The sequence below is a fragment of the Maritalea sp. S77 genome, assembly GCF_049801075.1.
Lineage (GTDB): Bacteria > Pseudomonadota > Alphaproteobacteria > Rhizobiales > Devosiaceae > Maritalea.
Genome location: NZ_JBNAGG010000001.1, coordinates 1,459,935 through 1,483,609, shown reverse-complemented (window position 1 = coordinate 1,483,609; position 23,675 = coordinate 1,459,935). Strand labels below are relative to the sequence as shown.

Sequence of the window (23,675 nt, the reverse complement as noted above, 5' to 3'; positions counted from 1 at the left end):
AAAGGAGAACCCAATGAGCGTTCATCAAACGATCCGTGATGTGACAGACCGCATCACCAAACGCAGTGAGAAAACCCGGCGGATTTATCTGGACCGTATGGATGCTGCAGCCAAACAGGGCGTGCATCGTACGGCATTGTCTTGTGGCAATTTGGCCCACGGTTTCGCGGCTTGCGGCGCTGGTGATAAAGCCAAGTTGAGTGACGAGATCACGCCCAACATCGGCATCATCACAGCTTATAACGATATGCTCTCTGCCCACGCGCCCTATAAGGATTATCCAGACCAAATCAAAGCCGCTGCTGAAGCGGCAGGGGCTGTGGCGCAGGTCGCCAGCGGCGTGCCGGCCATGTGCGATGGCGTTACCCAAGGCCAACCCGGCATGGATTTGTCGCTTTTTTCGCGCGATGTGATCGCATTGGCCGCAGGCGTTGGCCTCAGCCACAATATGTTTGATGCAGCTATGTTCTTGGGCATTTGCGACAAAATTGTCCCCGGTTTGGTAATCGCCGCGCTTAGTTTTGGTCACATTCCAGCGGTGTTTGTACCTGCTGGTCCCATGCCTTCCGGCCTGCCAAACGACGAGAAAGCCCGCATTCGCCAACTTTATGCCGAAGGCAAAGTGGGTCGCGATGAGTTATTGAAAGCCGAAAGCGAAAGCTATCACTCTGCCGGCACCTGCACCTTTTATGGCACCGCCAACACCAACCAGATGTTGATGGAAATTATGGGCCTGCAATTGCCGGGCTCAAGCTTTGTCAATCCAGGCACCCCAATGCGCGATGCTCTCACCAAAGAGGCAACACGCCGCGCTTTGGCGATCACGGCTTTGGGCAATGAGTTTACGCCAGCCAGCCGCGTGGTGGATGAAAAAGCGATTGTGAATGGCATGATCGGGCTGCACGCCACTGGCGGCTCCACCAACCACACCATCCATTTGATCGCCATGGCTGCCGCCGCAGGCATTCAAATCAACTGGCAAGACATGTCTGACCTGTCAGACGTGGCGCCATTGCTGACCCGTGTCTATCCAAACGGCATGGCCGATGTGAACCATTTCCATGCAGCAGGCGGCATGGGCTTTTTGATTGATCAATTGCTCAATGCAGGCCTGGCCCATGACGATGTGAAGACCATTTGGGGTTCCGGCTTGCATGTTTACGCGCAAGAACCAAAGCTGATTGATGATCGCATTCAAATGGAACCTGCGGCCAAAGAATCCGGCAATGAAAATGTGCTCACGCCGTGCAACAAGCCCTTCGCGAAAAATGGCGGTTTGAAACTGCTTAAAGGCAATTTGGGTCAGTCCGTCATCAAAATTTCGGCGGTGAAGCCAGAACATCGTGTTGTGGAAGCGCCAGCCAAAGTGTTCCATTCGCAAGATGAGCTGAATGACGCCTTTAAAGCAGGTGAACTGAACGAAGATGTGGTTGCTGTGGTGCGGTTCTCTGGGCCAAAAGCCATCGGGATGCCAGAGCTACATAAGCTGACACCACCATTATCCGTGCTGCAAAATCGCGGCATCAAAGTGGCTTTGATCACCGATGGCCGGATGTCTGGTGCATCAGGCAAGGTGCCTGCCGCCATCCATATGACGCCGGAGGCTGTCGATGGTGGCCCCATCGCCAAGATCAAAGATGGCGACATCATCCGCCTTGATGCTGAAGCTGGCGTACTGGAAGTGCTGGTGGATCAAGCTGAATTTGATGCCCGTCCGGTGGCCACGCAGGACTTGAGCGCGTCGCATCATGGCTTGGGCCGTGAACTGTTCACAGGCATGCGTCAATTGGTCGGTGCCGCCGATCAAGGTGCAAGCGCTCTCGGTGAATTAATCAAATAAGACTTGAATTTTTTAAAATAAAAACTAAATACTCTCTCATTGAAAGATGAGAGGGTATTTTCATGTTTAAGTTTGCCCGAATGGCAATGCTTTTGGCTGTGCCATTCACTTTGAGCGCCTGTGTTTCGCTCAGCACAATTGGCACCATCCAAACCATGTCGAAACTGGATGTGGTCAATGATCCGATTGAAGAAATGGTGTTTGCGGTGGAAGCAGAACGCAGCCTCAAGCCCGTGACTGAAAAGACATTTTTCGTCTTTGCACTGACGCCAGAAGGCGGCAAAACGCAAAAAACATATGTAGGATTGCGCAAAGCAAGCGCGGGCGAAATTCCAGGCGCCAATAGAAGCGTTCCGGCCGGACAAAACTTGCACGTTTTTGTATTTCCCGAAGCGGAAAAACCAAAGCTGCGCGCCATCCAAGCAGAAATTCGCAGATTTAAATCAGAAAAGGTGAAGGGCAGCCTGTCGATTGGCGTCGAGCCGGAATTTTGCAGAACCACGCCACAAATTGCGCCCAACTCAACATTCAGTATCTATGTGGCGCGCACCCAAACAGAAAATTTGATGCCGCTATTGGCAGATATGAAAGTGAAAGAACTAGAGGCAAAGAGTGGCCCAAACTTTTTGGCGCCTTGCCCCTAACGGGAAAAGCACTAAAGCCGCGTTGCGCTATAGGCTTCGGTGACATAGGGGAAAGAGACATGCTCTTTCCCTTTGATCGCAGGATGATTTGCCGCCAAATCGCGCAATTTTTCTGCAATATCCGCTTGCACCTGTTCGTCCTGCGCGGCGATAAAGCTGACCGACAGGAAGCGGTTGACGATCACGTCTTCGGCAGTCCCATCATGGCTTTGCGCAAAGCTTTGCTTTTTTAAGGGAGAAAAATGCGCTGAGGGCAAAGGCTTTTTCCAATCGCCTTTGTAATAGCGCGGTGCATCACCCTCAAACGGCGTGATCAGTTTGGTGATCGCTGCCACCCAGTCCACAGTTTCATCGCGCACATTCCAGATCAGACCCAACTTGCCGCCGGGGCGAAGCACGCGGGCCATCTCATTCACCGCCATGTCGCTGGCGAACCAGTGAAAGGATTGTGCGCAAATCAGCGCGTCGACACTCTGATCTGGTAAGGGAATGGCCAACGCATTGCCCTCTAGTGTTTCGACTTGTGGCAAATTGGCGTGCAATGTTTTGCGCATGGCTGCGACTGGTTCCACGGCGATCACATGATCGGACAGTTCACAAATGCGCTTGGTGAACTTGCCTGTACCTGCGCCCAAATCCACCACTTTGCTGCTTTGGCCAATTGCCAACGCGTCCCGCATCCAATCCAAGCTCGCCGCCGCATAATCTGGACGCCCAGATTGATATTTATCGGCATTCTTTTGATAGCCGGTGCGGGCGCTTTGGTGGATGTCGGTCATAAACTAGAACTTGCCGCCTGTTTTAAAGCCGCCATGATCGCGCTTACCTTTAGAACCACGTGGCGTGCTGCGCGGGCGGGAAAACTCTGAAGAGCTGGACCCGAAAGTGCCATAATCTTTCGATTTACGGCGTTTTTTCGAGCTATAGGACTTGCTTCCCCAGGGGTTGCTATATTTGTTTTTTGATCGACTGCGCTTCGGGCCACGATATTTCTGTGCATCTTGCCATTTGCCCCAATAGCTGGAAGCGGTGATGGCACCTTTCAGAAATTCACCCAAAAGATCCTCAACAAGATCATCGTCAAAATCAAATGAAGGGCGATCATAGCGTTTTTGCTTGAACTCCCATTCAATATCTTCCAATTCGCGCCGACGCGCCGCCAGCATTTTCAAACGGTCTTTACTGGCGTGTAACTCGGTTTCCAGCGAGACGATTTCTGAGCGTACCGCATCAATCTTGCGTACAATTTGGTCGTCTTCACGCGTCGCCGTTTGGCGTGCCGCAGCATAAAGATCTTCCAAGCCTTCACGTTGCAATCCAGAGGCCAGCAAGTCTACCGCTTCGCGATAGGCCGGGTTTTGGCCTTGCGAAAATTTGCGTTGGCGATGCACAAGCTCGTCACGCTTATCCTCGAGTTCGATCAAGCGAGCATCAATTGCCGACATAATCTCTTCGGAGCGATCTGCTGTCTCTCGCGCTTCCTTGCCGCCATGCGCATCAAATGCCGCATCTTCAAGCACGCTTAGCTTTTGCCGCTCAGCGTCGATATCCTCTTGCAGCTGGTCTGCATGTTCGCGCAAGCGCATCGGAATTTCATTCAAAATAACGAAATTCGGCTTCGCATCATGATAGCGCACCATCCGCGCCACCCAGCCATCTAACATACGTGTAATGTTGCTGGCCTTGTAGGCATTGGTGTTGTAGCCGCGTTCGAACAAATACATAAACAATGGATCGTTGCGGTAAGGCGCGCCTTTTTCCTCACGATCCTGCTCCGCCACTTCGGCCTTTTCATTGGCATGGTCAAAGGTGGCGATGGCATCGTCTACGGCTTGCTTTTGCGCCTGATATTTCGGGTCTTTATCGAGACTGTCAAAAACTTCAGTGCTTAGCTGATCCAGTTTTTTCTGCGCAGCTTCAAATTCCGCCATGGCCGTGTCGCGCTTGTCGCGCGTGGATTCAATATCCTTATCCACTTCCGCTAAGAGGCCCGAAATCTCGTCCAGCTTGCCCGCCTGACGCGATAAAATCAGGTTGGCTTCTTTTTCCGCGCGGGAAATATATTCGGTAACTTCCTGGCGCTTTTGCGGGTCAAGGCGCACTTTGGCCAGGGCCAAAAACTGCTCGCTTTCCACTTCGCGTAGCCGCGCAATTTTTGATGACGCATCCGCCGACGAGCGGTTGAGCGCGCGTTCTTCATCGCGAATGTCGCGCATGGAGCGATCTAAGCGCCGCAGTGCTTCTGGACCTGATACCATTATTGCTGCCCTACCACTTTGTTATCGCGCCGCCCAAAACTGGCTGCGTGTAATCCACGTTCAAGTAGCCAAATTGTTTCAAGCCCATAATGTTGTTTTGAATGATGCCATCATCCAGCTTGTCGTCGCGCACGGCTTCAAATTGAACTTCGCTAACGCGCACGCCCCATTGTTCCACCAATTCGGCCACGCCGGATTCTTCATTGGTGATGGTTTGCGGCAATATGTTGCCGTCCGGCCCAATGGCCTCAACAATCACATAATAATTGCGGGCATCTTGATTGACCTCGGGATAAACCCAAACGCCAGTATCCGCACCTTCGCGATTGACAATTTCAACGCGATATTCGCTTTGTAGCGTTGTCAAAAGCCCGTTGAGATCGTCCAAAAACTTCTCAGCTGCGACCTGATCACCCGCGCTGGCGGCAAGTTTGCCGCGGTCAGCAATTTCTGCCGCTTGCACATTGGCTGCATCCACTTTTGACGTGGCCTCAATTTGCATAACCAGCTGATCAAATTGGCTTGGCAATTCCTGATTGAGATAGGCCTGCGTTGCCGCCACTTGGCCGGCCTGCATGGGCTGGTAAACCAAAAAATAGCCTGAAAGGCCGATGCCAAGCGCTAGGCCAATACCCAGCGCCCATTTGCCCCAACTGCCGCGCGACACATAGGCGCGCGCCAGCATATAGCCGAACCCGCCAGTGGGCGGATTATAAGTGAAACGAGATTCTTTAAGCGCACTCACACCTTCTTGCAAAATGTGATCAGGCACATCAATGCCCTGCTGGTGATAGATTTCACGCAGGCGATCCACCAGCGTGGAGGCACGGTTCTCTTCATTCAGTTCCCGCGCCACCAGATCATTGCGATGGCGCAGTGTATCCACCACGTCCATCGCCATCATCACATCGTCAAGCGGTAAAGACTTGTCTTTGCTCAAAACGCTTATCCCGTTTCGTCTCTATGCCGTTTGCTTAGCTTTGTTTCTCTTCAACCAAAATGGTGTTGCCTTCGGCTGCCAATTTGGCCAAACGTTGCTTGCCATCTTCAACGGCATCGCGAATTTCAGCAGAGTTCTTTGTGCTTTGTTCGCGCATATCATTGATGATTGAGCGCGACTTCTCTTGGAAGTTGACAACGCTATCAACAAGCTTCTTCACCGCATCGGCGCGAATGGTTGGGCCGTAGCCAGCTTTAAGCGCTTCTTCCTGCACGGTGTCGCCAATTTCAGCCAATGTCTCAAGGCTTTTAGACATGCCTTCTTTCATCGCATTCAGCGTTTCGGTGCTCTCATGCAAACCAAACAGGCCGGTGAAGGACGCGCTCAGGGCGGTCAACACGGTTTCGTTTGTGGAGAAGAAGGAGATGGATTGCTGATAAACCCGCTCTTTGGCGTTGGTGGTTTGCATCAAGCGCGCCATGATCACTTCAGACGTGTTGTATGAAATGGTCAAATTGTCGGAAAGATCTTTCGCAATCTGATAGCGACGCTCTTCCTGCTGCATTTCGCGCAAGCGCTCATCGCGTGCCATTTCCAAACGCGCCCGATCGGCTGGTGTGCCATCTGCAAAATTCTCAAGCTCTTTCGTGGCGTTGCTCAAATGCTCTTTGCGCTCATTCAGCTTTGCCTCAGCTTTATCAAGTACTTCCAAAGCCATCACTTCTGATTGCTTCAGGGCACCGCGGAAATCGCGATAGGCTTCCAAAATTGTATGTTCGCGGTCAACCTGATCTTTGGTGTCTTTGGTGACTTCAAGATAGGTGGTGCGGATTTTTTCAAAACGGGTCGGAATATCGCCGCGTGTGACCTTCATCCAAACGTTAGAAGCGCGCTCCAGCATATCCAGCTTGCCATCTTCAAGCTGATCAACCATGCCCTTGGCATCGTCGCGGATGCTGTCAAAACCGTTGGTGATGTCTTCGTAGCGTTCACCAATGTTCATGGCTGCGATTTGCTCGCGCACAACTTCATTGAACACGCTGGCTTGGTTCAATGTCCGCCCGATCAAAATGATGCGGGTTTCATCCAATTCGGTAATTTCTTGCAAAAGCCCGGTGATCGGGGCTTCTTCAACTGTTGTCGGCCAGAGGCCCATTTCGCGGATCGCGCCCACTGCCTTGTCCAAATATTGCAATGGTTTTTCAGCAATCTCATTTGCCATAATCTTTTCCCCGTTCAGCCTTGGAACCAAAAGTGTTAGATATTTCTTTTATCGTCATCAATTGACACAGTGCAAGCATGTTACCATGTGTTGTTGATATTGGAATTGTTTCGCTTGAGGTAAAGGCCTTTTATGAAATTTGTTGGACATTACCGCATTACTGCACCGCGATTGTCGGTTTGGGAGGCGTTAAACGACACCGAAGTTTTGAAGGCTTGTATCCCTGGATGCGACCGAATTGAGTGGGTGGATAGCGAAAACCTTGAAGCATCCATCACCGTCAATCTTGGCATAATGAAGCCAACTTTTTCGGGTGATTTAACGCTATCCAATGTTGAACCTGCGCGGGCTTACACCCTTTCGGGCGGCGGTCGCGGTGGTCTGCTGGGATTGGCGCGCGGGTCAGCAGATATTGAATTGCAAGATTGGGGCTTGGCCAATGAAGCCTGCATTTTGAAGTTTGAGGCCCATGGTGAGGTCTCCGGCTCTATTGAAAAGCTGGGTTCAAAAATTGTCGGCAAAAGCGCTCAAGGCGTCATTGATCGGTTCTTTAGCCGCTTTGCCGCGCAAATTGACGCAGAGGCCATTCCCGTCGAAACGGAAGACGCGGCAGATGCCCAGCAAAACTAAATGCATTTCACACTTATGTGAGTAAAAGTTGTAGCCTTAAGGGGCTGTACTTCTGCCAGCAATAGCGTAACAAATGTCCTTAATGTTCAATCATTAAGCACCGCAGGTGCGAAGGATATTTTATGCGTAAAAGCCGGTTTTTCCGACCATTATCTGCAAAACAACTCGCTTTGGCGTCGATACTGGCCCTAAGCGCGGGTACGCCCACTTTGGCGCAAGACAGCGCGCCAGATCCTGCCGATTGGCAAAATGTGTTGGAGCAGGCAAAGGGTCAAACCGTATATTTCAACGCATGGGGCGGTGCACCAAATATCAATAATTACATTGCTTGGGCGGGCGAGCAGGTCAAAGCCGAATATGGCGTGACCATTGAGCATGTGAAGCTGGAAGATACTGCCACCGCCGTTGGGCGCGTAATTATGGAAAAAGCAGCGGGTCGCAATACAGATGGTTCTGTCGATCTCATCTGGATCAATGGTGAGAACTTCGCCGCCATGAAAGAACAGGGCCTCCTGATCGATAGCAATTGGGCCGAAAAACTGCCCAACTATCAATTTGCCGATATTGAGGGCAAGCCGACCCTAACTTATGATTTTACCGTGCCAGTCGAAGGGCAGGAAAGCCCGTGGGGCATGGCGCAATTGACCTTTTACTATGACAGTGAAATTTTGGCGGAACCGCCAACCACGTTGGAAGAGCTTGCCACTTGGGCAGAGGCAAACCCCGGTCGCTTTACCTATGCTGCACCACCAAACTTTATTGGCACCACTTTCTTGAAACAGGTGCTTTACGGTGTGGTGGATGACCCATCTATCTTGCGAGAGCCCGCAACCAAAAAGGTTTTCGAAGAAGCCACAGCGCCACTTTGGGCCTATTTGGAAGAGCTCAAGCCAAATCTTTGGCGAGATGGCGTGATCTACGCAACGGACACAACACAATTGAAGAACCTGCTTGCTGACGGCGAAATCGACATTGCCATGACCTTTAATCCCGGTGAAGCGTCATCTGCCATCAATGCCAGCGAGCTGCCGCCAAGCGTGCGGTCATTTGTGATGGATTATGGCTCCATGGGCAATTCGCACTTTGTGACAATTCCTTACAATGCCAAGGCCAAGGCAGGTGCAATGGTGGTTGCCAATTTCCTCCTATCTGCTGAAGCACAAGCACGCAAAGCAGATGAGAATGTTTGGGGCGACCCTTCTGTGCTGGCCATCAATGATTTGCCAGACGAGCAAAAAGCCTATTTCGATGCGCTCGAATTGGGTGCGGCCACATTGCAGGGTGAAGAGTTTGGCCAAACCTTGCTGGAGCCACATGCAAGCTGGGCCACTATGCTTGAGGAAGAATGGTCCAAACGCTTCATGCGCGATAATTAATGACCATGACTAACCGGGCGCTAAATGCACTTTTTTGGGTGGCGCCCGCCCTGGTGATTCTGTTGCTTACAGGCCCGCTGCTGGCGGGCCTGATTGGCGTAGCGGCGCCGGCATTGGGCTATTTCCCCACATTGGGCGGGGTCGATTTAACGTTGGAGCATCTGCATAAGGCGATGCATGTGCCTGGGTTTTGGCATTCAGTGCATTTGTCCATTTGGATTGGCCTGTCCACCACAATCATTTCATTCGTGATCGTTATCGGCTTCTTCGCCGCATTTTGGGATGCCCCATTTTTTGCAAAAATCTCCCGCTTTGTTTCGCCACTAATGGCGGTGCCCCATGCGGCAGCGGCCTTCGGTTTTGCGTTTCTGTTTGCCCCTTCCGGTTGGCTGGTCCGCCTGTTGTCGCCTTGGGCGACAGGGTTTGATCGCCCACCAGATTGGTTGATCATCAACGATCCTATGGGCTATGCGCTTTTGGCAGGCTTGGTGTTGAAGGAAGTGCCTTTCCTGTTTTTGATGAGCTTAAGTGCTGCATCGCAAGTCAATGTAGATCAACGCCTTAAACTTGCGCGATCCATGGGCTATGGCCGTGTTTGGGCATGGATGATCGTCGTGATGCCCGCTTTATATCGCCAAATCCGTTTGCCGATATTCGCGGTCATTGCCTTTTCCAGCTCAGTCGTCGATGTCGCCCTGATCCTTGGCCCCAATTTGCCACCAAGCCTACCCGTTCAGATATTGCGGTGGATGAACGACCCAGATTTTGGTATGCGCTTTGTGGCGGCGGCGGGTGCCATTTTTCAGCTTGGCGCCACCCTATTTGCACTGCTTATTTGGTGGCTGCTGGAATGGGTCTGCCGCTATGTGATGGCGCAAATGCAGATCAAAGGCGCGCGCTATCAAAATGATCAGTTTGTGCGTGTGTTCTTTAATGTCGCCATGCTCGGCATGGTCACCATTTCTGCCGCTAGTTTGGTGATTTTAGGTATCTGGTCCATCGCTGGCTATTGGCGTTTCCCTGAGGCTTTGCCGCGCACAATGGATTTGATGCGCTGGGTCGATAATGCGTCAAATCTTTGGGGGCCGGTGTTCAACGCGATTAAGATTGGTCTCGCCGCAGCACTGATTTCGCTCATGCAGACTTTGATTTGTCTTGAGAATGAAACGCGGCACAATATTCGCCTAACGCAAAATGCCTTGCGCCTGATCTATCTGCCACTGATCGTGCCGCAAATCGCGTTCATTTTCGGCATTTCAATTTTGCTGCTGCGGTTCGGCATCGATGGCAGTTTCTGGCCCGTCACCATCATGCATATGGTGTTTGTATTCCCCTATATGTATTTGGCGCTGGAAGCGAGCTTCCACAATTTGGACCCGCGCTACATGCAAACGGCCACAGCGTTGGGCAAATCGCAAAACCGAATTTTCTTCCAGATCAAATTGCCGATGCTGCTTAAACCAATCCTCACCGCGCTTGCGCTGGGGTTTGCCATCTCAGTGGCGCAATATCTGCCAACGTTGTTGGTTGGTGCAGGGCGGGTGCCCACAATCACAACTGAAGCGGTGGCGCTGGCGTCTGGTGGCGATCGTCGTTTGATTGGCATTTATGCACTGGTGCAAACATTGCTGCCCGCAATTGGTTTCGCGCTGGCATTGGCCTTGCCTAAATTGATTTATCCCAACAAAATCTATTTCACGAAACAGCGGGAGGCGTAATTGCCCGATCACAGTTTGGTTCTCAAGGATTTGCGTATTTTGCTGGGAGATGAAGTTCTGTTTCACCTCAATGCAGAAATCGGGGCGGGCGAAGTGTTGACTGTGATGGGACCGTCCGGTTCGGGTAAATCCACACTCCTAAATGCTATTTCAGGCTTCTTATCGCCCCGCTTCACATGCGAAGGGCGGATTATTTTGGATGGGGAAGACATTACCCACAAAGACCCAAGCGCCCGCAAAGTCGGGTTGATGTTTCAAGAACCCCTTTTGTTTCCGCACATGAGTGTGGAAGACAATATGTTGTTTGCGTTGCCTCGCGGTGGCTCTAAGCATGAGCGGTGTGAAAAAGTGCGTGAAAAGCTGCGTGCCGTGAATCTGGAAGAGCTGGGCGCACGCGATCCGCTTACCCTTTCTGGCGGGCAACAATCGCGCATTGCATTGATGCGTGTGCTGCTGTCACAACCACGCGCACTTTTGCTGGATGAGCCATTTTCTTCGCTTGACGTCGACCTGCGTGAGCGGGTTCGCGAGTTTGTTTTTACACAAGCAAAGCAGAATCGATTGCCTGTTTTGATGGTGACCCACGACAAAGCTGACGCAGAGGCCGCTGCAGGCCCGATTATTAACCTGTTGAATCACAAATAAAAATTTCGTCCTTCTGGTCAAAAATGCAATTATTTTTACCAACTGGTTAAAAAAATCTTGAACTTTTTGTAGGGGATAGGTAACGATTGCGTGGGGATTTAGGCGTTTTTACTTGCGGAGGGACCAAGAAAGCGCTTGAATTAAAAACACCACATTCGGACCTTATTCTAGGTCCTGTACGTGTGGATAAGTTGACAAGGGAGATATTCATGTCAGTCCAGAATAAAAAGTTCACCGGCGCGAAAGCCGTTCTCGGTACAGCCGTTTTTGCTGCATTGATGACAGGCACCGCATTGGCAGAACCTGCATTGATTTATGATGCTGCCGGCAAAAACGATAAGTCGTTCAACGAAATGGCTTACAATGGTGCCGAAGCATTCAAAGAAGAAACCGGTAATTCATACCGTGACTTTGAAATTCAAACTGATGCGCAGCGCGAGCAAGCCTTGCGCCGTTTCGCACAGCAGGGCTCAAGCCCAATCGTTGTGCCAGGCTTCACATGGGCAGAGCCACTCAACGTTGTTGCTCAAGAATTCCCAGACACACACTTTGCCATTATCGACTCTGTAGTTGATCTGCCAAACGTGCGTTCTGTGTTGTTTAAAGAGCAAGAAGGTTCATACCTTGTTGGCGCTTTGGCGGCCATGAAGTCTGACTCAGGCACAATCGGCTATGTAACAGCGTTTGACTTCCCATTGTTGCAAGCGTTTGGTTGCGGCTATGTGCAAGGTGCAAAAGCTGTAAATCCTGACATTGAAGTGCTTCAAAACTTCATTGGTACTGACTTTGGTGCGTTTAACGACATCAACACTGCAGGCGAAGTTGGCCGCTCACAGCTTGAGCGTGGTGCAGACGTAATTTACGCCGCAGCAGGTGCTGCTGGCGAAGGTGCGTTGCAAGCTGCCGCAGACGCTGGCAAATTCGGCGTTGGCGTTGATAGCAACCAGAACTATTTGTTCCCAGGCAACATGCTCAGCTCAATGGTGAAGCGTGTTGACGTTGCAGTGCAAGATGCATTCAACGACGAAGCCAATGGCGAATGGACTTCTGGTGTACAAACACTTGGCCTTGCAGAAGGTGGTGTTGGTGCAGCTATGGACGAATACAACGCAGATTTGGTGACCGACGAAATGATGGCGAAACTCGACGAATTGACTGCAAAAATCAATTCTGGCGAGATTGAAGTCCATGATTACCGGTCAGACAATTCCTGCCCTGTTTCATAAGTCGAAAATAAAGACAGGAATGGTTACTCGACATGGTTGAGCACCAGACAACAACTGCCCAGCAGCCTTCAAAGGCTGCTGGGTCTGAATATGCCATTGACTTGAAAAAAGTGTCCAAAGCGTTTGGACCAGTTCAAGCCAATAAGGACATTGACCTCGCTGTAAAGCGCAATTCCATCCATGGTATTGTGGGTGAAAATGGCGCGGGTAAATCTACCCTGATGTCAATTCTTTATGGCTTTTACACTGCCGATAGCGGGCAGATCTGGGTCAATGGGCAATTGGTGAACATCAAGGACTCCAGTCACGCGCTGGAGTTGGGCATCGGCATGGTGCACCAGCACTTCATGCTGGTTGAAAATTTCACCGTTTTGGAAAACATTATTCTGGGTGCAGAAGGCGAATATTTGCTTGCATCCAGCATGGCAAAGGCGCGCGAGGAATTGGAGCGACTGGCCAAAGATTATGGGTTGGATGTTAACCCGGATGCGTTGATCGAAGACCTCTCTGTGGGTCAGGAGCAACGCGTTGAGATCTTGAAAGCGCTTTATCGCGGCGCGGATGTGCTGATTTTGGACGAACCGACAGGCGTGTTGACGCCGACGGAGGCCGACCAGCTGTTCCGTATTCTCGAGCAATTGCGCGATGAAGGTAAAACCATCATTTTGATCACGCATAAATTGCGTGAGATTATGGCCGTCACCGACACTGTTTCGGTGATGCGGCAAGGCGAAATGGTCGGCACTGTCGCTACAAAGGACACGTCACCCGAGCAATTGGCCGAGATGATGGTCGGGCGTCGCGTGCTGTTGCGCGTCGACAAAACGCCCGCTGTACCCAAAGACAAGGTTTTGGAAGTCAAAGGCTTGTCGGTAACCGATGATATTGGTGTGCCACGGGTCAAGGACGTGAGCTTCGACGTGCGCGCTGGTGAGATTGTCGGTATTGCAGGGGTTGCTGGTAATGGCCAGTCAGAACTGTTGCGCGCCATCTCAGGCATGGAAGCGCCGTTGCTCGGCCAAATTCGCATCAACGGCGAACTGGTGCGATTTGATGGTGATGATAGCGCTGCCAAAGTGCGGAAAATGGGCTTGGCCCATGTGCCGGAAGATCGGCTCAAAATGGGCCTGGTCACGAACTTTGAAGAATGGGAAAACTCCATTCTCGGCTATCACGATTCTGAAAATTATGGCTCTGGGCCGTTTCTTTCGCCCAAGCAATCTATTGCTGAAGCGGAGCGGCGGATCGAAATGTTCGATATTCGCCCGCGCAATCCACGTTTGAAAACCGCAAACTTCTCTGGCGGCAACCAGCAAAAAGTTGTGTTGGCGCGAGAAATGGATCGGGATCTGGATGTGCTTATCGTGGGGCAACCCACACGCGGCGTAGATATCGGTGCGATCGAGTTCATTCACAAGCATATTATTGAATTAAGGGATAAAGGCATTGCTGTTTTGCTGGTCTCAGTGGAGCTGGACGAAATCCGCGCACTTTCCGACCGGGTCTTGGTGATGTTTGACGGGGAAGTCGTCACCGAATTGGCACCGGATGCCAGCGAACGTGATTTTGGCCTGTCCATGGCCGGGGTTGATCCCAAAGAGGGGGCTTAGCAAATGTCTGGAGTAATCAAACTATGAGTGCGCGCCAGCCTTTGCCCAATTGGGTAACAATTGTTTTGATGCCAGTGCTCAACGTGCTGCTGGCATTTGTGATCGGCGGTCTGGCCGTGGCCATCATCGGTGAAAATCCGCTTGATGCTATGTGGGCCTTGTTTTACGGGGCCTTTGGCACTGGCATGGGGTGGGGCTTTACGCTTCACTACGCCACCAACTTCATCTTCACAGGCCTCGCCGTGGCGATCGCTTTTAAGGCAGGCATGTTCAATATTGGTGGGGAAGGGCAAGCCTATGTGGCTGGCCTAGGTGCCATCATGGTGGCGCTCTGGCTCGACCAAAGCCATTGGACATTGGTGCTGCTCGGCTCAACCCTGGCGGCTATGGCCATGGGTGCGCTTTGGGCCATGGTACCAGCGTGGTTGCAGGCTAAACGCGGCAGCCACATCGTGATCACAACCATCATGTTCAACTTTATCGCTTCTGCCTTCATGAGCTATATGTTGGCCCAGGTGATCACCGCACCCGGTGCAAATGCGGAAACCCGCACCATTGCAGAGCCGGGCCGGTTGCCATTGATGTCTGATTGGTTTGACACTTTCCAATATTCGCCACTCAACATCACCTTTTTCTTCGGTATTGCGGCATTAATCTTCACCTATGTGCTGATCTGGCGCACCAAACTGGGCTACAAAATCCGTACCCTCGGCGCTAATCCTGAAGCTGCCCGTTATGCCGGTATTTCAGCGGTTTCCATCATCATTATTGCCATGGCCATCTCGGGCGCTTTGGCAGGCTTGATGGCGGTGAACGAAGCTGTGGGTGTGCAAAAGCGCTTGGTGGTTGGCTATGTACAGGGCTTTGGCTTTGTCGGCATCGCCGTGGCCTTTATGGGGCGTTCGCATCCCGTTGGCATCGCCTTGGCCGCACTCCTGTTCGGCGCGCTTTATCAAGGCGGTCAGGAACTGGCGTTTGAATTGCCAGCCGTGCCGTCTGATCTTGTGGTGGTGATCCAAGCCTTGGTGATCCTATTCACAGGCGCCATGGGCGATATGTTCCGTCCGCTTTTGGAACGCATATTTGCCCGAAGGGTAAAGCCGTCGCCCGAAGCGCCAACAACTGCAGATTCGGAGGCATAGATCATGGGTGCAACAGATATTATTCTCTTGCTCGATTCCAGTGTTCGCTTTGCCGTGCCGTTGATGTTGGCCGCGCTAGCGGGGCTTTATTCCGAGCGATCCGGTATCGTTGATATCGGCCTTGAAGGCAAAATGTTGGGTGGGGCGTTTGCTGCCGCTGCTACAGCAGCCGTCACTGGTTCAGTCTGGCTCGGCTTGGCTGCGGCAATGGGCGTCTCAGTCTTCATGTCCATGATCCATGCGATGGCATCGATCAACTTCCGAGGCAACCAGATCATTTCCGGTGTGGCGCTTAACTTCTTGGCCGCAGGCTTCACTGTGTTTCTGGGGCATGCATGGTTCCGCCGTGGCGGCACCACACCAAACTTGCGCCCTGACGAACGTTTCTCCAATATTGAGCTGCCCTTCGCCAGCGAATTTGGCCAAGTGCCGATCATTGGTGAAATCTATGAGCAATTGCTCTCCGGTCACTCGATCATTGTTTATTTTGCCTTCCTCGCCGTGCCCGTAACAGCATTCGTGCTGTTCCGCACACGCTTCGGTTTGCGCTTGCGCGCTGTGGGTGAAAACCCCAAAGCACTCGACACGGCGGGTATCTCCGTTGCGTTGCTGCGGTATCAGGCATTGATTGTCACAGGTTTGCTTTGCGGTGTTGCAGGTGCGTTCCTATCTACTGCTCAGGGCGCAAACTTTTCTGAGAACATGACTTCGGGTCGTGGCTTTATCGCGCTTGCGGCATTGATTTTTGCCAAGTGGCGCCCGTGGCAAGCCATGTGGACATGCTTGTTGTTTGGTGTGCTCAGTGCAGCGCAAATTCGTTTGCAGGGCGTAGAGTTCCCATTGATTGGCGAAGTTCCAGTGCAAGCCATTCAGGCACTGCCTTACATCCTTACCGTGGTGCTGCTCGCTGGCTTTATCGGCCGGGCCAACCCGCCAAAAGCCATTGGCCAACCTTATGTAAAGGAGCGCTAAGATGGATGCGGTTACCCAAGCCCTTTATGATGCTGCTCAAGCCGTGCGCAAACATGCGCACGTGCCTTATTCCGACTTTCCAGTCGGCGCCGCCATTTTGGCGGATGATGGGCAAATCTATGCGGGCTGCAACATTGAAAATGCGGCTTACCCGCAAGGCAATTGCGCTGAAACCGCAGCTATTTCGGCAATGATTGGCGCCGGCGCGAAGAAAATCCACCGCATTTTTGTCATCGGCAAAGGCGTTGATCCAGTCACCCCATGTGGTGGCTGTCGCCAACGCATTCGCGAATTCGCGACACCTGATACGCAGATCACATGCACAGGTGAAGATGGTGACGCCAAAAGCTACACCATGGATGAGATTTTGCCGGATTCCTTTGGCCCGGAATTTCTGGAGTAGGGACCAATGACCGCAAAATTTAACATGCGTTTGATTCAAGAACGCGCGGGCGATGAACCTATTGCTGCTGCGCTTGTTCTTGGATCAGGCTTCGCCGCGCTTGGCGAAATGCTGAAAGATCCTGTGATCATCAATTATGATGAGCTGCAGGGCTTTCCCGGCGGTGGCGTAACGGGCCATGGCAAAAATTTGCTGGTTGGCGAGTTGGAAGGCAAGCGCGTGGCGCTGCTCACAGGTCGCGCGCATTATTATGAACATGGCAATGCAGCCGCCATGAAAATGGCAATCCAGACGTTGGCAGGCTTGGGCATCGACACATTGATGCTCACCAACGCCGCCGGGTCCATTGTCAATGATATTCGTCCCGGTGATCTGATGCTGATCAATGATCACATCAATTTCTCCGGCCTCAACCCATTGATTGGGTTGGCGGGCGATAAGCGCTTCGTCAATATGGTGGACGCTTACGATCCGGCCCTGCGCCAAAAGGCCCTTGATATCGCCGAGCGCGATTTTTTGGACCTTAAACAAGGCGTTTATACATGGTATTCTGGTCCCTCATTTGAAACGCCCGCTGAGATCAAAATGATCCAAGGCTTTGGGGCTCAAGCGGTGGGTATGTCCACCGTGCCAGAATGTATTTTGGGCCGATATTACGATATGCGCGTTTGGGGATGTTCATTCATCACCAATATGGGAGCGGGCATGTCGGATGAACATCTCTCTCACGACCATACGCAAACCATGGTCGCATCTGGCGGAGAGCGCATGCAAAGTTTGCTGACAAAAATGATTGCAGAACTATGAGTTTAAAAGCAGTTGAAATGCCGCACGCGGCAGAAGAGCATAAACGCAATCCCGGTTTCGATTTGGATTTGGGCTGGTTGCGTCATGTGCGGATGAATCGCTCAGCATTGGAACGTCGGGCCGCCACCATCGGCACCCGCCGCTCAGTGAAAAAGCAATGGCAGGCCGCTTGGCTGCTTCACGCCATCACCAATATCGATTTGACCACTTTGAATGGTGACGACAGCAAGGGCCGCGTCGAACGCCTGTGCGCCAAAGCGCGTCAGCCTGTGCGCACCGATATTTTGAAGGCGCTGGGCGTTGAAGATTTGGGCATCACCCCAGGCGCTGTGTGTGTTTATCACAACTTTGTCGCCGATGCGGTGGCTGCACTCGAGGGCACCGACATTCCAGTTGCTGCCGTTTCAACCGGGTTCCCTGCGGGCCTAACGCCTTTGGAAACCCGCATCGCTGAAATTGAAGCTTCAGTGAAAGCTGGCGCCAAAGAAATTGATATCGTGATCGAACGACATCAAGTGCTCACGCAAGATTGGCAGGGCCTTTATGATCAGGTCAAAGCCTTCCGCGCGGCATGTGGTGAAGCACATTTGAAAACCATTTTGGGCACAGGCGAATTGGCCACCCAAACCAATGTCGCCAAAGCCTCGTTGGTGTGCATGATGGCCGGGGCTGATTTCATCAAAACCTCAACTGGCAAAGAAAAGGTCAACGCAGATCTGGTGACCTCGCTATCCATGATCCGCATGATCCGTTGGTTCCATGAGGAAACGGGCATTGAGATTGGCTACAAGCCTGCGGGCGGCATTTCCAAAGCCAAAGATGCAATCACATATCTTGCGATGATGAAGGATGAGCTGGGCAATAAATGGCTCTCTCCACATCTTTTCCGCTTCGGCGCATCCAGCCTTTTGAACGACATTGAGCGGCAGCTCGAGCATAATGTCACCGGGCGCTATGCGGCCGATTATCGTCAGCCTCTGGTTTAGGTGGGCAACATGAACGTTAAAGAGATTTTTGAAACCATGGAATATGGTCCTGCGCCGGAAGGCAGCGCCGAAGCACATGAATGGCTTGATGGCTATGGCCGCAAATTTGGTCATTTCATCAATGGCGAGTTCACCAAACCGGGCAAAACTTTTGCCTCCACCAACCCTGCTAACGGCGAGGAATTGGCGCAAATCAGCCAAGCCAAAAAGGGTGACATTGATTTAGCCGTTTCTGCCGCACGCAAAGCCCAATCAGATTGGGAATCCTTGTCTGGCTATGAGCGGGCGAAATATCTTTATGCCATCGCCCGACAAGTGCAAAAGCATTCGCGCTTGTTTGCGGTGCTCGAAACCCTAGACAATGGCAAACCAATTCGCGAAAGCCGTGATTTGGATATCCCATTGGTCTCGCGTCATTTCTATCACCATGCCGGATGGGCGCAGCAGCGCGATCGCTTGCTCCCCAACCAGTCTGCTTATGGCGTTTGCGGGCAAATCATCCCATGGAACTTCCCACTTTTGATGTTGTCGTGGAAAATCGCGCCAGCCCTAGCAGCGGGCAACACTGTTGTGCTGAAACCAGCTGAATTCACGTCGCTGACCGCGCTTCTGTTCGCAGAAATCTGTCAAGAAATCGGCTTGCCGAAAGGCGTGGTGAACATTGTGACGGGTGACGGCGACGCAGGCGAAGCCATCGTCAACCACGCGGGTATTGATAAAATCGCCTTCACGGGCTCCACAGGTGTGGGCAAAGCCATCCGCAAGGCCACGGCGGGCTCAGGCAAAGGCCTCTCGCTCGAACTGGGCGGCAAGTCACCGTTCATCGTGTTTGAAGATGCAGATTTGGACAGTGCTGTTGAAGGCGTTGTGGACGCGATTTGGTTCAATCAGGGCCAAGTGTGCTGTGCTGGATCGCGCCTATTGGTGCAAGAAGCGGTTGAAGAGCGCTTCATCAAAAAGTTGAAAGCCCGCATGGCAACATTGCGCGTGGGTGATCCGCTCGACAAAGCCATTGATATCGGTGCCTTGGTGGCGCCAGTACAGGTGGAACGGGTTCAGGATTTGATGAAAAAGGGCGAGGAGCAGGGTGCTGTTCGTTATCAGCCGGATGGCACAATCCCTTCCAATGGCTGCTTTGTGAAGCCAACGCTTTATACCAATGTACAGCCCGCCAACATCATTGCGGAAGAAGAAATCTTTGGTCCCGTTTTGGTCGCCATGAGCTTCCGCACGCCAGACGAAGCTGTGACCTTGGCCAACAATTCGAAATATGGATTGTCCGCCAGCATCTGGACCGAGAACATCAACCTCGCTTTGGACATTGCACCACGGGTGCAAGCCGGTGTTGTGTGGATCAACTCCACCAACAATTTCGATGCGGCGGTCGGCTTTGGTGGCTACAAAGAAAGCGGCTTTGGTCGTGAAGGTGGCAAAGAAGGTATGCGTGCCTATCTGCGTCCGGAATGGGAGCTTAAGCTGAAATCTTTGGGTAAAGCCCCAGCGCAAGCAAAACCAAAATTGTTTGCAACCGACGGCATTGACCGCACCGCCAAACTTTATGTGGGTGGTAAGCAAGCCCGGCCAGATGGCGGCTACGCCCGTTCCGTGGTGAATGCTGATGGCAAACTGGTTGGCGAAGTCGGCGAAGGCAATCGCAAAGACATCCGCAACGCGGTGGAAGCTGCGCGTGGCGCATTGGGATGGGGCAGCAAAACGGCCCATCTGCGCGCGCAAATCCTCTACTATATGGGCGAAAATCTCGACTATCGCCGCAATGAATTTGCGGATCGACTACGCGAAATGACTGGCGCATCTGCTGGTGCCGCCAAGAAAGAAGTTGAGCTTTCCATTGAGCGCTTATTCGCTTTTGCAGGATGGGCCGATAAATATGATGGGGCGGTGCACAACCCGCCAGTGCGTCAAATGGCAGTCGCCATGGTAGAACCTATCGGCGTTATCGGCATCGCTGCGCCAAATGATAATCCGCTGCTCGGTGCGATTTCTTTGCTCGCGCCGTCTATGGTCATGGGCAACACCAGCGTGCTGATCCCTTCCGAAACCGCACCATTGGCCATGACTGATTTCTATCAGATTTTGGACACAAGCGATGTGCCCGGCGGTGTTGTAAACATCGTCACCGGGGCCAAAGACGAGCTAACCAAAACCTTGGCCGAGCATGATGGCGTTGACGCCATGTTCTATTGCGGCGATGCTGAGGGTGGCAAAAAAGTTGAGCAATATTCGGTGCACAATCTCAAACAGACTTGGACCAACAAAGGCAAAGCCATGGATTGGACCGATCGCGAGATTTGCGAAGGCGAATATTTCTTGGAGCGGAGCACTCAGGTCAAAAATGTTTGGGTGCCCTACGGCGCATAGGAGCCTGACCCATGAGCGACAAGGTTGAAGTTGAAAACGTAAACACACCGGGCAAAATCACCCGCGTTGACGCGGCGAAATATAACGCCATGTACAAAGCGTTGATGCAGGTTTTGCCCCATGAAGCACCGGGCATGGTCGTCAAAGATGTGATTGCCGAAGCCAAAAAACATCTGCCGGATGATCTGTTCCCCGGGGGCAGCACCGCAGGCTGGTGGGTGAAATGCGTGCAACTTGATCTTGAAGCGAAAAAGAAAATCGCACGGGCGGAAAAACCGCCTGTGCGGCTTTATCGCCTAGACTAAAAGCCATCGAGGAAATTCGAACATGTTCTTGCCGGCAGAAATCATCGCCAAAAAACGCGATGGTGAAACCCTTACCCCTGCTGAAATCAGCGCCTTTATCGAAGGCGTGGTCAGCGGTGCGGTAAAGCCGGAACAGGCCGCTGCTTTTGTCATGGCAGTCTATTTCCAGAATATGGATATGGACGAACGCGTAGCGCTCACCTTGGCCATGCGCGATAGTGGTGAGGTGCTCAATTGGGATGAGTTGGACGGTCCCGTCATCGACAAACATTCCACCGGCGGCGTGGGCGACAATGTTTCCTTGATGCTGGCCCCCATCTGGGCCGCTTGTGGCGCCTATGTGCCCATGATTTCGGGTCGTGGTCTTGGCCATACTGGCGGTACGCTTGATAAATTTGATGCCATCCCCGGCTATCAAACCAGCGTAGACAATGCCTTATTCCGCAAGGTCGTTGCCGAAGCAGGCTGCGCCATTGTAGGGCAAACCAACAATCTCGCGCCTGCAGACAAAATCCTTTATGCCATCCGCGATGTCACTGCGACGGTGGATAATGTTTCCCTGATCACAGGCTCCATCCTGTCCAAAAAACTGGCCGCCGGATTGGACGCTTTGGTGCTTGATGTGAAAGTCGGCTCTGGTGCCTTTATGAAGTCAGCGGACGAGGCAAAAACCTTAGCCGAAAGCCTTGTGCAAGTCGCCAATGGCGCAGGCGTGCGCACCAGCGCCTTAATCAGCGACATGAACCAACCGCTCGCCAGCGCGGCAGGCAATGCGCTTGAAGTGCAGAACGCGGTGCAGTTTCTCACAGGCAAGCACCGCGATGCTAATCTCGAGCAAGTGGTTTTGGAACTGGCGGCCCATGGCTTGATGCATGGGGGCCTGTCAGCCGATCTGGATGCAGCGCGGCAAAAGGCACAAGACGTGCTGGATAATGGCAAGGCGGCAGAGCAGTTTGGCAAAATGATCAGCGGCCTTGGCGGCCCAACAGATTTTATGACGCGGACAGAACATTATTTGCCCAAAGCTAAAATCATCCGTGACGTGACACTCGGACAGGTTGGCTATGTCACCGAAATCAACGCCAAGCAGGTGGGCATGGGCGTGGTGATTTTAGGCGGCGGTCGCAAAGCGCCGGGTGATCCGCTGGATTATGCGGTCGGCTTCGATCAGCTCGCTTCACTTGGGCAAAAGATTGAACAAGATACACCCATCGCGCGTTTACATGCCAATGATGAAGCCTTGGCCGATGAAGCGGAAGAGCGATTGAAAGCGGCGTATAGCCTTGGCGATGCGCCGCAAACCCCACCATTGTATTATGGCGTGATTGAGCAAGATTAGGAGGCCCTATGCCCCGAGCAATATTATGTGTGTTGGACAGTTTTGGCATTGGCGGCGCGCCTGATGCAGTAGACTTTGGCGACGAGGGCGCCAACACGCTCGGCCATATTGCTGAGAAATGCGCTGCAGGTGAAGCCGACAAAGAAGGCGTACGCCAAGGCCCGCTCTTCTTGCCCAATATGGATATGCTAGGGCTTGGCCTTGCAGCCAAAGCCGCGGCGGGCACCGTGCCGCCGGGCTTGAGCGAAGATCACAAAGCGGGCGTCTGGGCGCACGCAAAAGAGGTCTCCAAAGGTAAAGACACCCCATCGGGCCATTGGGAAATTGCGGGCGTGCCCGTTTCATTCGACTGGGGCTATTTCCCCGAAACAGAACCTTGCTTCGCACCGGACCTGATCGAAAAATTTATTGAAGAGGCCAAACTGCCCGGCATATTGGGCAACAAACATGCGTCTGGCACCACCATCATCGCGGAACTGGGCGAAGAGCATATCAAAACCGGCAAGCCGATCTGCTACACCAGTGCCGATAGTGTGTTCCAAATTGCTGCCCATGAACAACATTTTGGTTTGGATCGCCTTTATGAGATTTGCGAAATCGCCCGCAAATTGCTTGATCCCCTTAATATTGGCCGTGTGATCGCACGGCCTTTTAACGGTGAAAATGCTGACGATTTTCAACGCACGGGCAACCGTCGAGACTTTTCGGTTCTGCCGCCAGAGCCAACCCTTCTGGATCGCGCCAAGGAGGCAGGCCGCAAAGTGTTGGCCGTGGGCAAAATCTCGGATATTTACGCCGCCCAAGGCGTGACCCACAAAATCAAAGCCAGCGGCAACATGGCGCTATTTGATGCGACATTGGATGCGATGGATATGGCGGAAGATGGTGATTTGATCTTCACCAATTTTGTCGATTTCGACATGGAATATGGTCATCGCCGCGACGTGCCGGGATATGCCGCTGCGCTGGAAAAATTTGATCGCCGTTTGCCCGAATTGGTCGCCAAAATGCGTCAGGATGATGTGTTGATCCTCACCGCAGATCATGGCTGCGACCCCACATGGAAAGGCACAGATCACACCCGTGAACAGGTGCCTGTTTTGTGTTTTTCCCCAAATTTGCACAAAGCCAGTGCAGGCGGGCGAGAAACATTTGCAGATATAGGTGAAAGCGTGGCAAGTTGGCTAAAACTGCCAGCCGGACCCTATGGTAAGAGCTTTTTGTAAGAGGTAG

At 52.4% G+C, this 23,675-nt stretch carries 21 protein-coding genes; 17 read left to right on the top strand and 4 right to left on the bottom strand.

The window, feature by feature from the left end; all coding sequences use genetic code 11:
- The first annotated feature begins 13 nt into the window (after positions 1–13).
- Together edd and ACP15Y_RS07170 are read left to right on the top strand one after the other, a co-directional pair.
- Positions 14–1,840: a phosphogluconate dehydratase gene (gene edd, locus ACP15Y_RS07175; protein WP_424982318.1), complete on the top strand. Its 1,827-nt coding sequence runs from the start codon at positions 14–16 to the stop codon at positions 1,838–1,840.
- Positions 1,841–1,902: 62 nt separating this feature from the next.
- Positions 1,903–2,484 (top strand): hypothetical protein, encoded by a 582-nt coding sequence (locus tag ACP15Y_RS07170; protein WP_424982317.1) that lies wholly within the window; start codon positions 1,903–1,905, stop codon positions 2,482–2,484.
- 11 nt (positions 2,485–2,495) lie between these two features.
- Here the strand turns inward: ACP15Y_RS07170 and ACP15Y_RS07165 are convergent, their stop codons facing one another.
- The 4 genes from ACP15Y_RS07165 to ACP15Y_RS07150 are packed head-to-tail and all read right to left on the bottom strand — an operon-like array spanning position 2,496 to position 6,904.
- A complete protein-coding gene (locus tag ACP15Y_RS07165) occupies positions 2,496–3,263 on the bottom strand; it encodes a class I SAM-dependent methyltransferase (RefSeq protein WP_424982316.1) in 768 nt (255 codons plus the stop codon).
- A gap of 3 nt (positions 3,264–3,266) precedes the next feature.
- A complete protein-coding gene (locus tag ACP15Y_RS07160; protein ID WP_424982315.1) occupies positions 3,267–4,742 on the bottom strand; it encodes a hypothetical protein in 1,476 nt (491 codons plus the stop codon).
- Positions 4,743–4,752: 10 nt separating this feature from the next.
- Positions 4,753–5,682, bottom strand: coding sequence for a DUF6384 family protein (locus ACP15Y_RS07155; protein WP_424982314.1), 930 nt, complete (start codon positions 5,680–5,682; stop codon positions 4,753–4,755).
- A 34-nt stretch (positions 5,683–5,716) separates the two neighbouring features.
- On the bottom strand, positions 5,717–6,904 hold the full coding sequence (locus ACP15Y_RS07150; RefSeq protein ID WP_424982313.1) for a cell surface protein: 1,188 nt from the start codon (positions 6,902–6,904) through the stop codon (positions 5,717–5,719).
- Between the two features lie 132 nt (positions 6,905–7,036).
- Between ACP15Y_RS07150 and ACP15Y_RS07145 the strand changes: the two genes are divergently transcribed.
- The 15 genes from ACP15Y_RS07145 (at position 7,037) to ACP15Y_RS07075 (ending at position 23,668) form a co-directional block, all read left to right on the top strand.
- Positions 7,037–7,534, top strand: coding sequence for a CoxG family protein (locus tag ACP15Y_RS07145; RefSeq protein WP_424982311.1), 498 nt, complete (start codon positions 7,037–7,039; stop codon positions 7,532–7,534).
- Positions 7,535–7,656: 122 nt separating this feature from the next.
- A complete protein-coding gene (locus ACP15Y_RS07140) occupies positions 7,657–8,910 on the top strand; it encodes an ABC transporter substrate-binding protein (protein ID WP_424982310.1) in 1,254 nt (417 codons plus the stop codon).
- Positions 8,910–10,628, top strand: a complete 1,719-nt coding sequence (locus ACP15Y_RS07135) for an ABC transporter permease (RefSeq protein WP_424982309.1) — start codon at positions 8,910–8,912, stop codon at positions 10,626–10,628. The genes ACP15Y_RS07140 and ACP15Y_RS07135 overlap by 1 nt, the downstream gene beginning before the upstream one ends.
- A complete protein-coding gene (locus tag ACP15Y_RS07130; protein ID WP_424982308.1) occupies positions 10,629–11,273 on the top strand; it encodes an ATP-binding cassette domain-containing protein in 645 nt (214 codons plus the stop codon).
- Between the two features lie 209 nt (positions 11,274–11,482).
- Entirely contained in the window at positions 11,483–12,499 is a 1,017-nt protein-coding gene (locus ACP15Y_RS07125; RefSeq protein ID WP_424982307.1) for a BMP family lipoprotein, read from the top strand.
- Positions 12,500–12,531: 32 nt separating this feature from the next.
- A complete protein-coding gene (locus ACP15Y_RS07120) occupies positions 12,532–14,109 on the top strand; it encodes an ABC transporter ATP-binding protein (protein ID WP_424982306.1) in 1,578 nt (525 codons plus the stop codon).
- A gap of 23 nt (positions 14,110–14,132) precedes the next feature.
- The gene (locus ACP15Y_RS07115; RefSeq protein ID WP_424982305.1) at positions 14,133–15,251 is read left to right on the top strand and encodes an ABC transporter permease; all 1,119 of its coding nucleotides are present in this window, start codon (positions 14,133–14,135) and stop codon (positions 15,249–15,251) included.
- 3 nt (positions 15,252–15,254) lie between these two features.
- Positions 15,255–16,223: an ABC transporter permease gene (locus tag ACP15Y_RS07110; RefSeq protein ID WP_424982304.1), complete on the top strand. Its 969-nt coding sequence runs from the start codon at positions 15,255–15,257 to the stop codon at positions 16,221–16,223.
- Between the two features lies 1 nt (position 16,224).
- Positions 16,225–16,626: a cytidine deaminase gene (locus ACP15Y_RS07105; RefSeq protein ID WP_424982303.1), complete on the top strand. Its 402-nt coding sequence runs from the start codon at positions 16,225–16,227 to the stop codon at positions 16,624–16,626.
- Between the two features lie 6 nt (positions 16,627–16,632).
- Positions 16,633–17,433, top strand: a complete 801-nt coding sequence (locus ACP15Y_RS07100; protein WP_424982301.1) for a purine-nucleoside phosphorylase — start codon at positions 16,633–16,635, stop codon at positions 17,431–17,433.
- On the top strand, positions 17,430–18,419 hold the full coding sequence (deoC, locus tag ACP15Y_RS07095; protein WP_424982300.1) for a deoxyribose-phosphate aldolase: 990 nt from the start codon (positions 17,430–17,432) through the stop codon (positions 18,417–18,419). The genes ACP15Y_RS07100 and deoC overlap by 4 nt, the downstream gene beginning before the upstream one ends.
- 9 nt (positions 18,420–18,428) lie before the next feature.
- Positions 18,429–20,798: an aldehyde dehydrogenase family protein gene (locus ACP15Y_RS07090; protein WP_424982299.1), complete on the top strand. Its 2,370-nt coding sequence runs from the start codon at positions 18,429–18,431 to the stop codon at positions 20,796–20,798.
- Between the two features lie 11 nt (positions 20,799–20,809).
- A complete protein-coding gene (locus ACP15Y_RS07085) occupies positions 20,810–21,103 on the top strand; it encodes a DUF6958 family protein (protein WP_424982298.1) in 294 nt (97 codons plus the stop codon).
- 22 nt (positions 21,104–21,125) lie between these two features.
- The gene (gene deoA, locus ACP15Y_RS07080; protein WP_424982297.1) at positions 21,126–22,442 is read left to right on the top strand and encodes a thymidine phosphorylase; all 1,317 of its coding nucleotides are present in this window, start codon (positions 21,126–21,128) and stop codon (positions 22,440–22,442) included.
- An 8-nt stretch (positions 22,443–22,450) separates the two neighbouring features.
- Positions 22,451–23,668, top strand: coding sequence for a phosphopentomutase (locus ACP15Y_RS07075; RefSeq protein WP_424982296.1), 1,218 nt, complete (start codon positions 22,451–22,453; stop codon positions 23,666–23,668).
- The last annotated feature ends 7 nt before the right edge of the window (positions 23,669–23,675 follow it).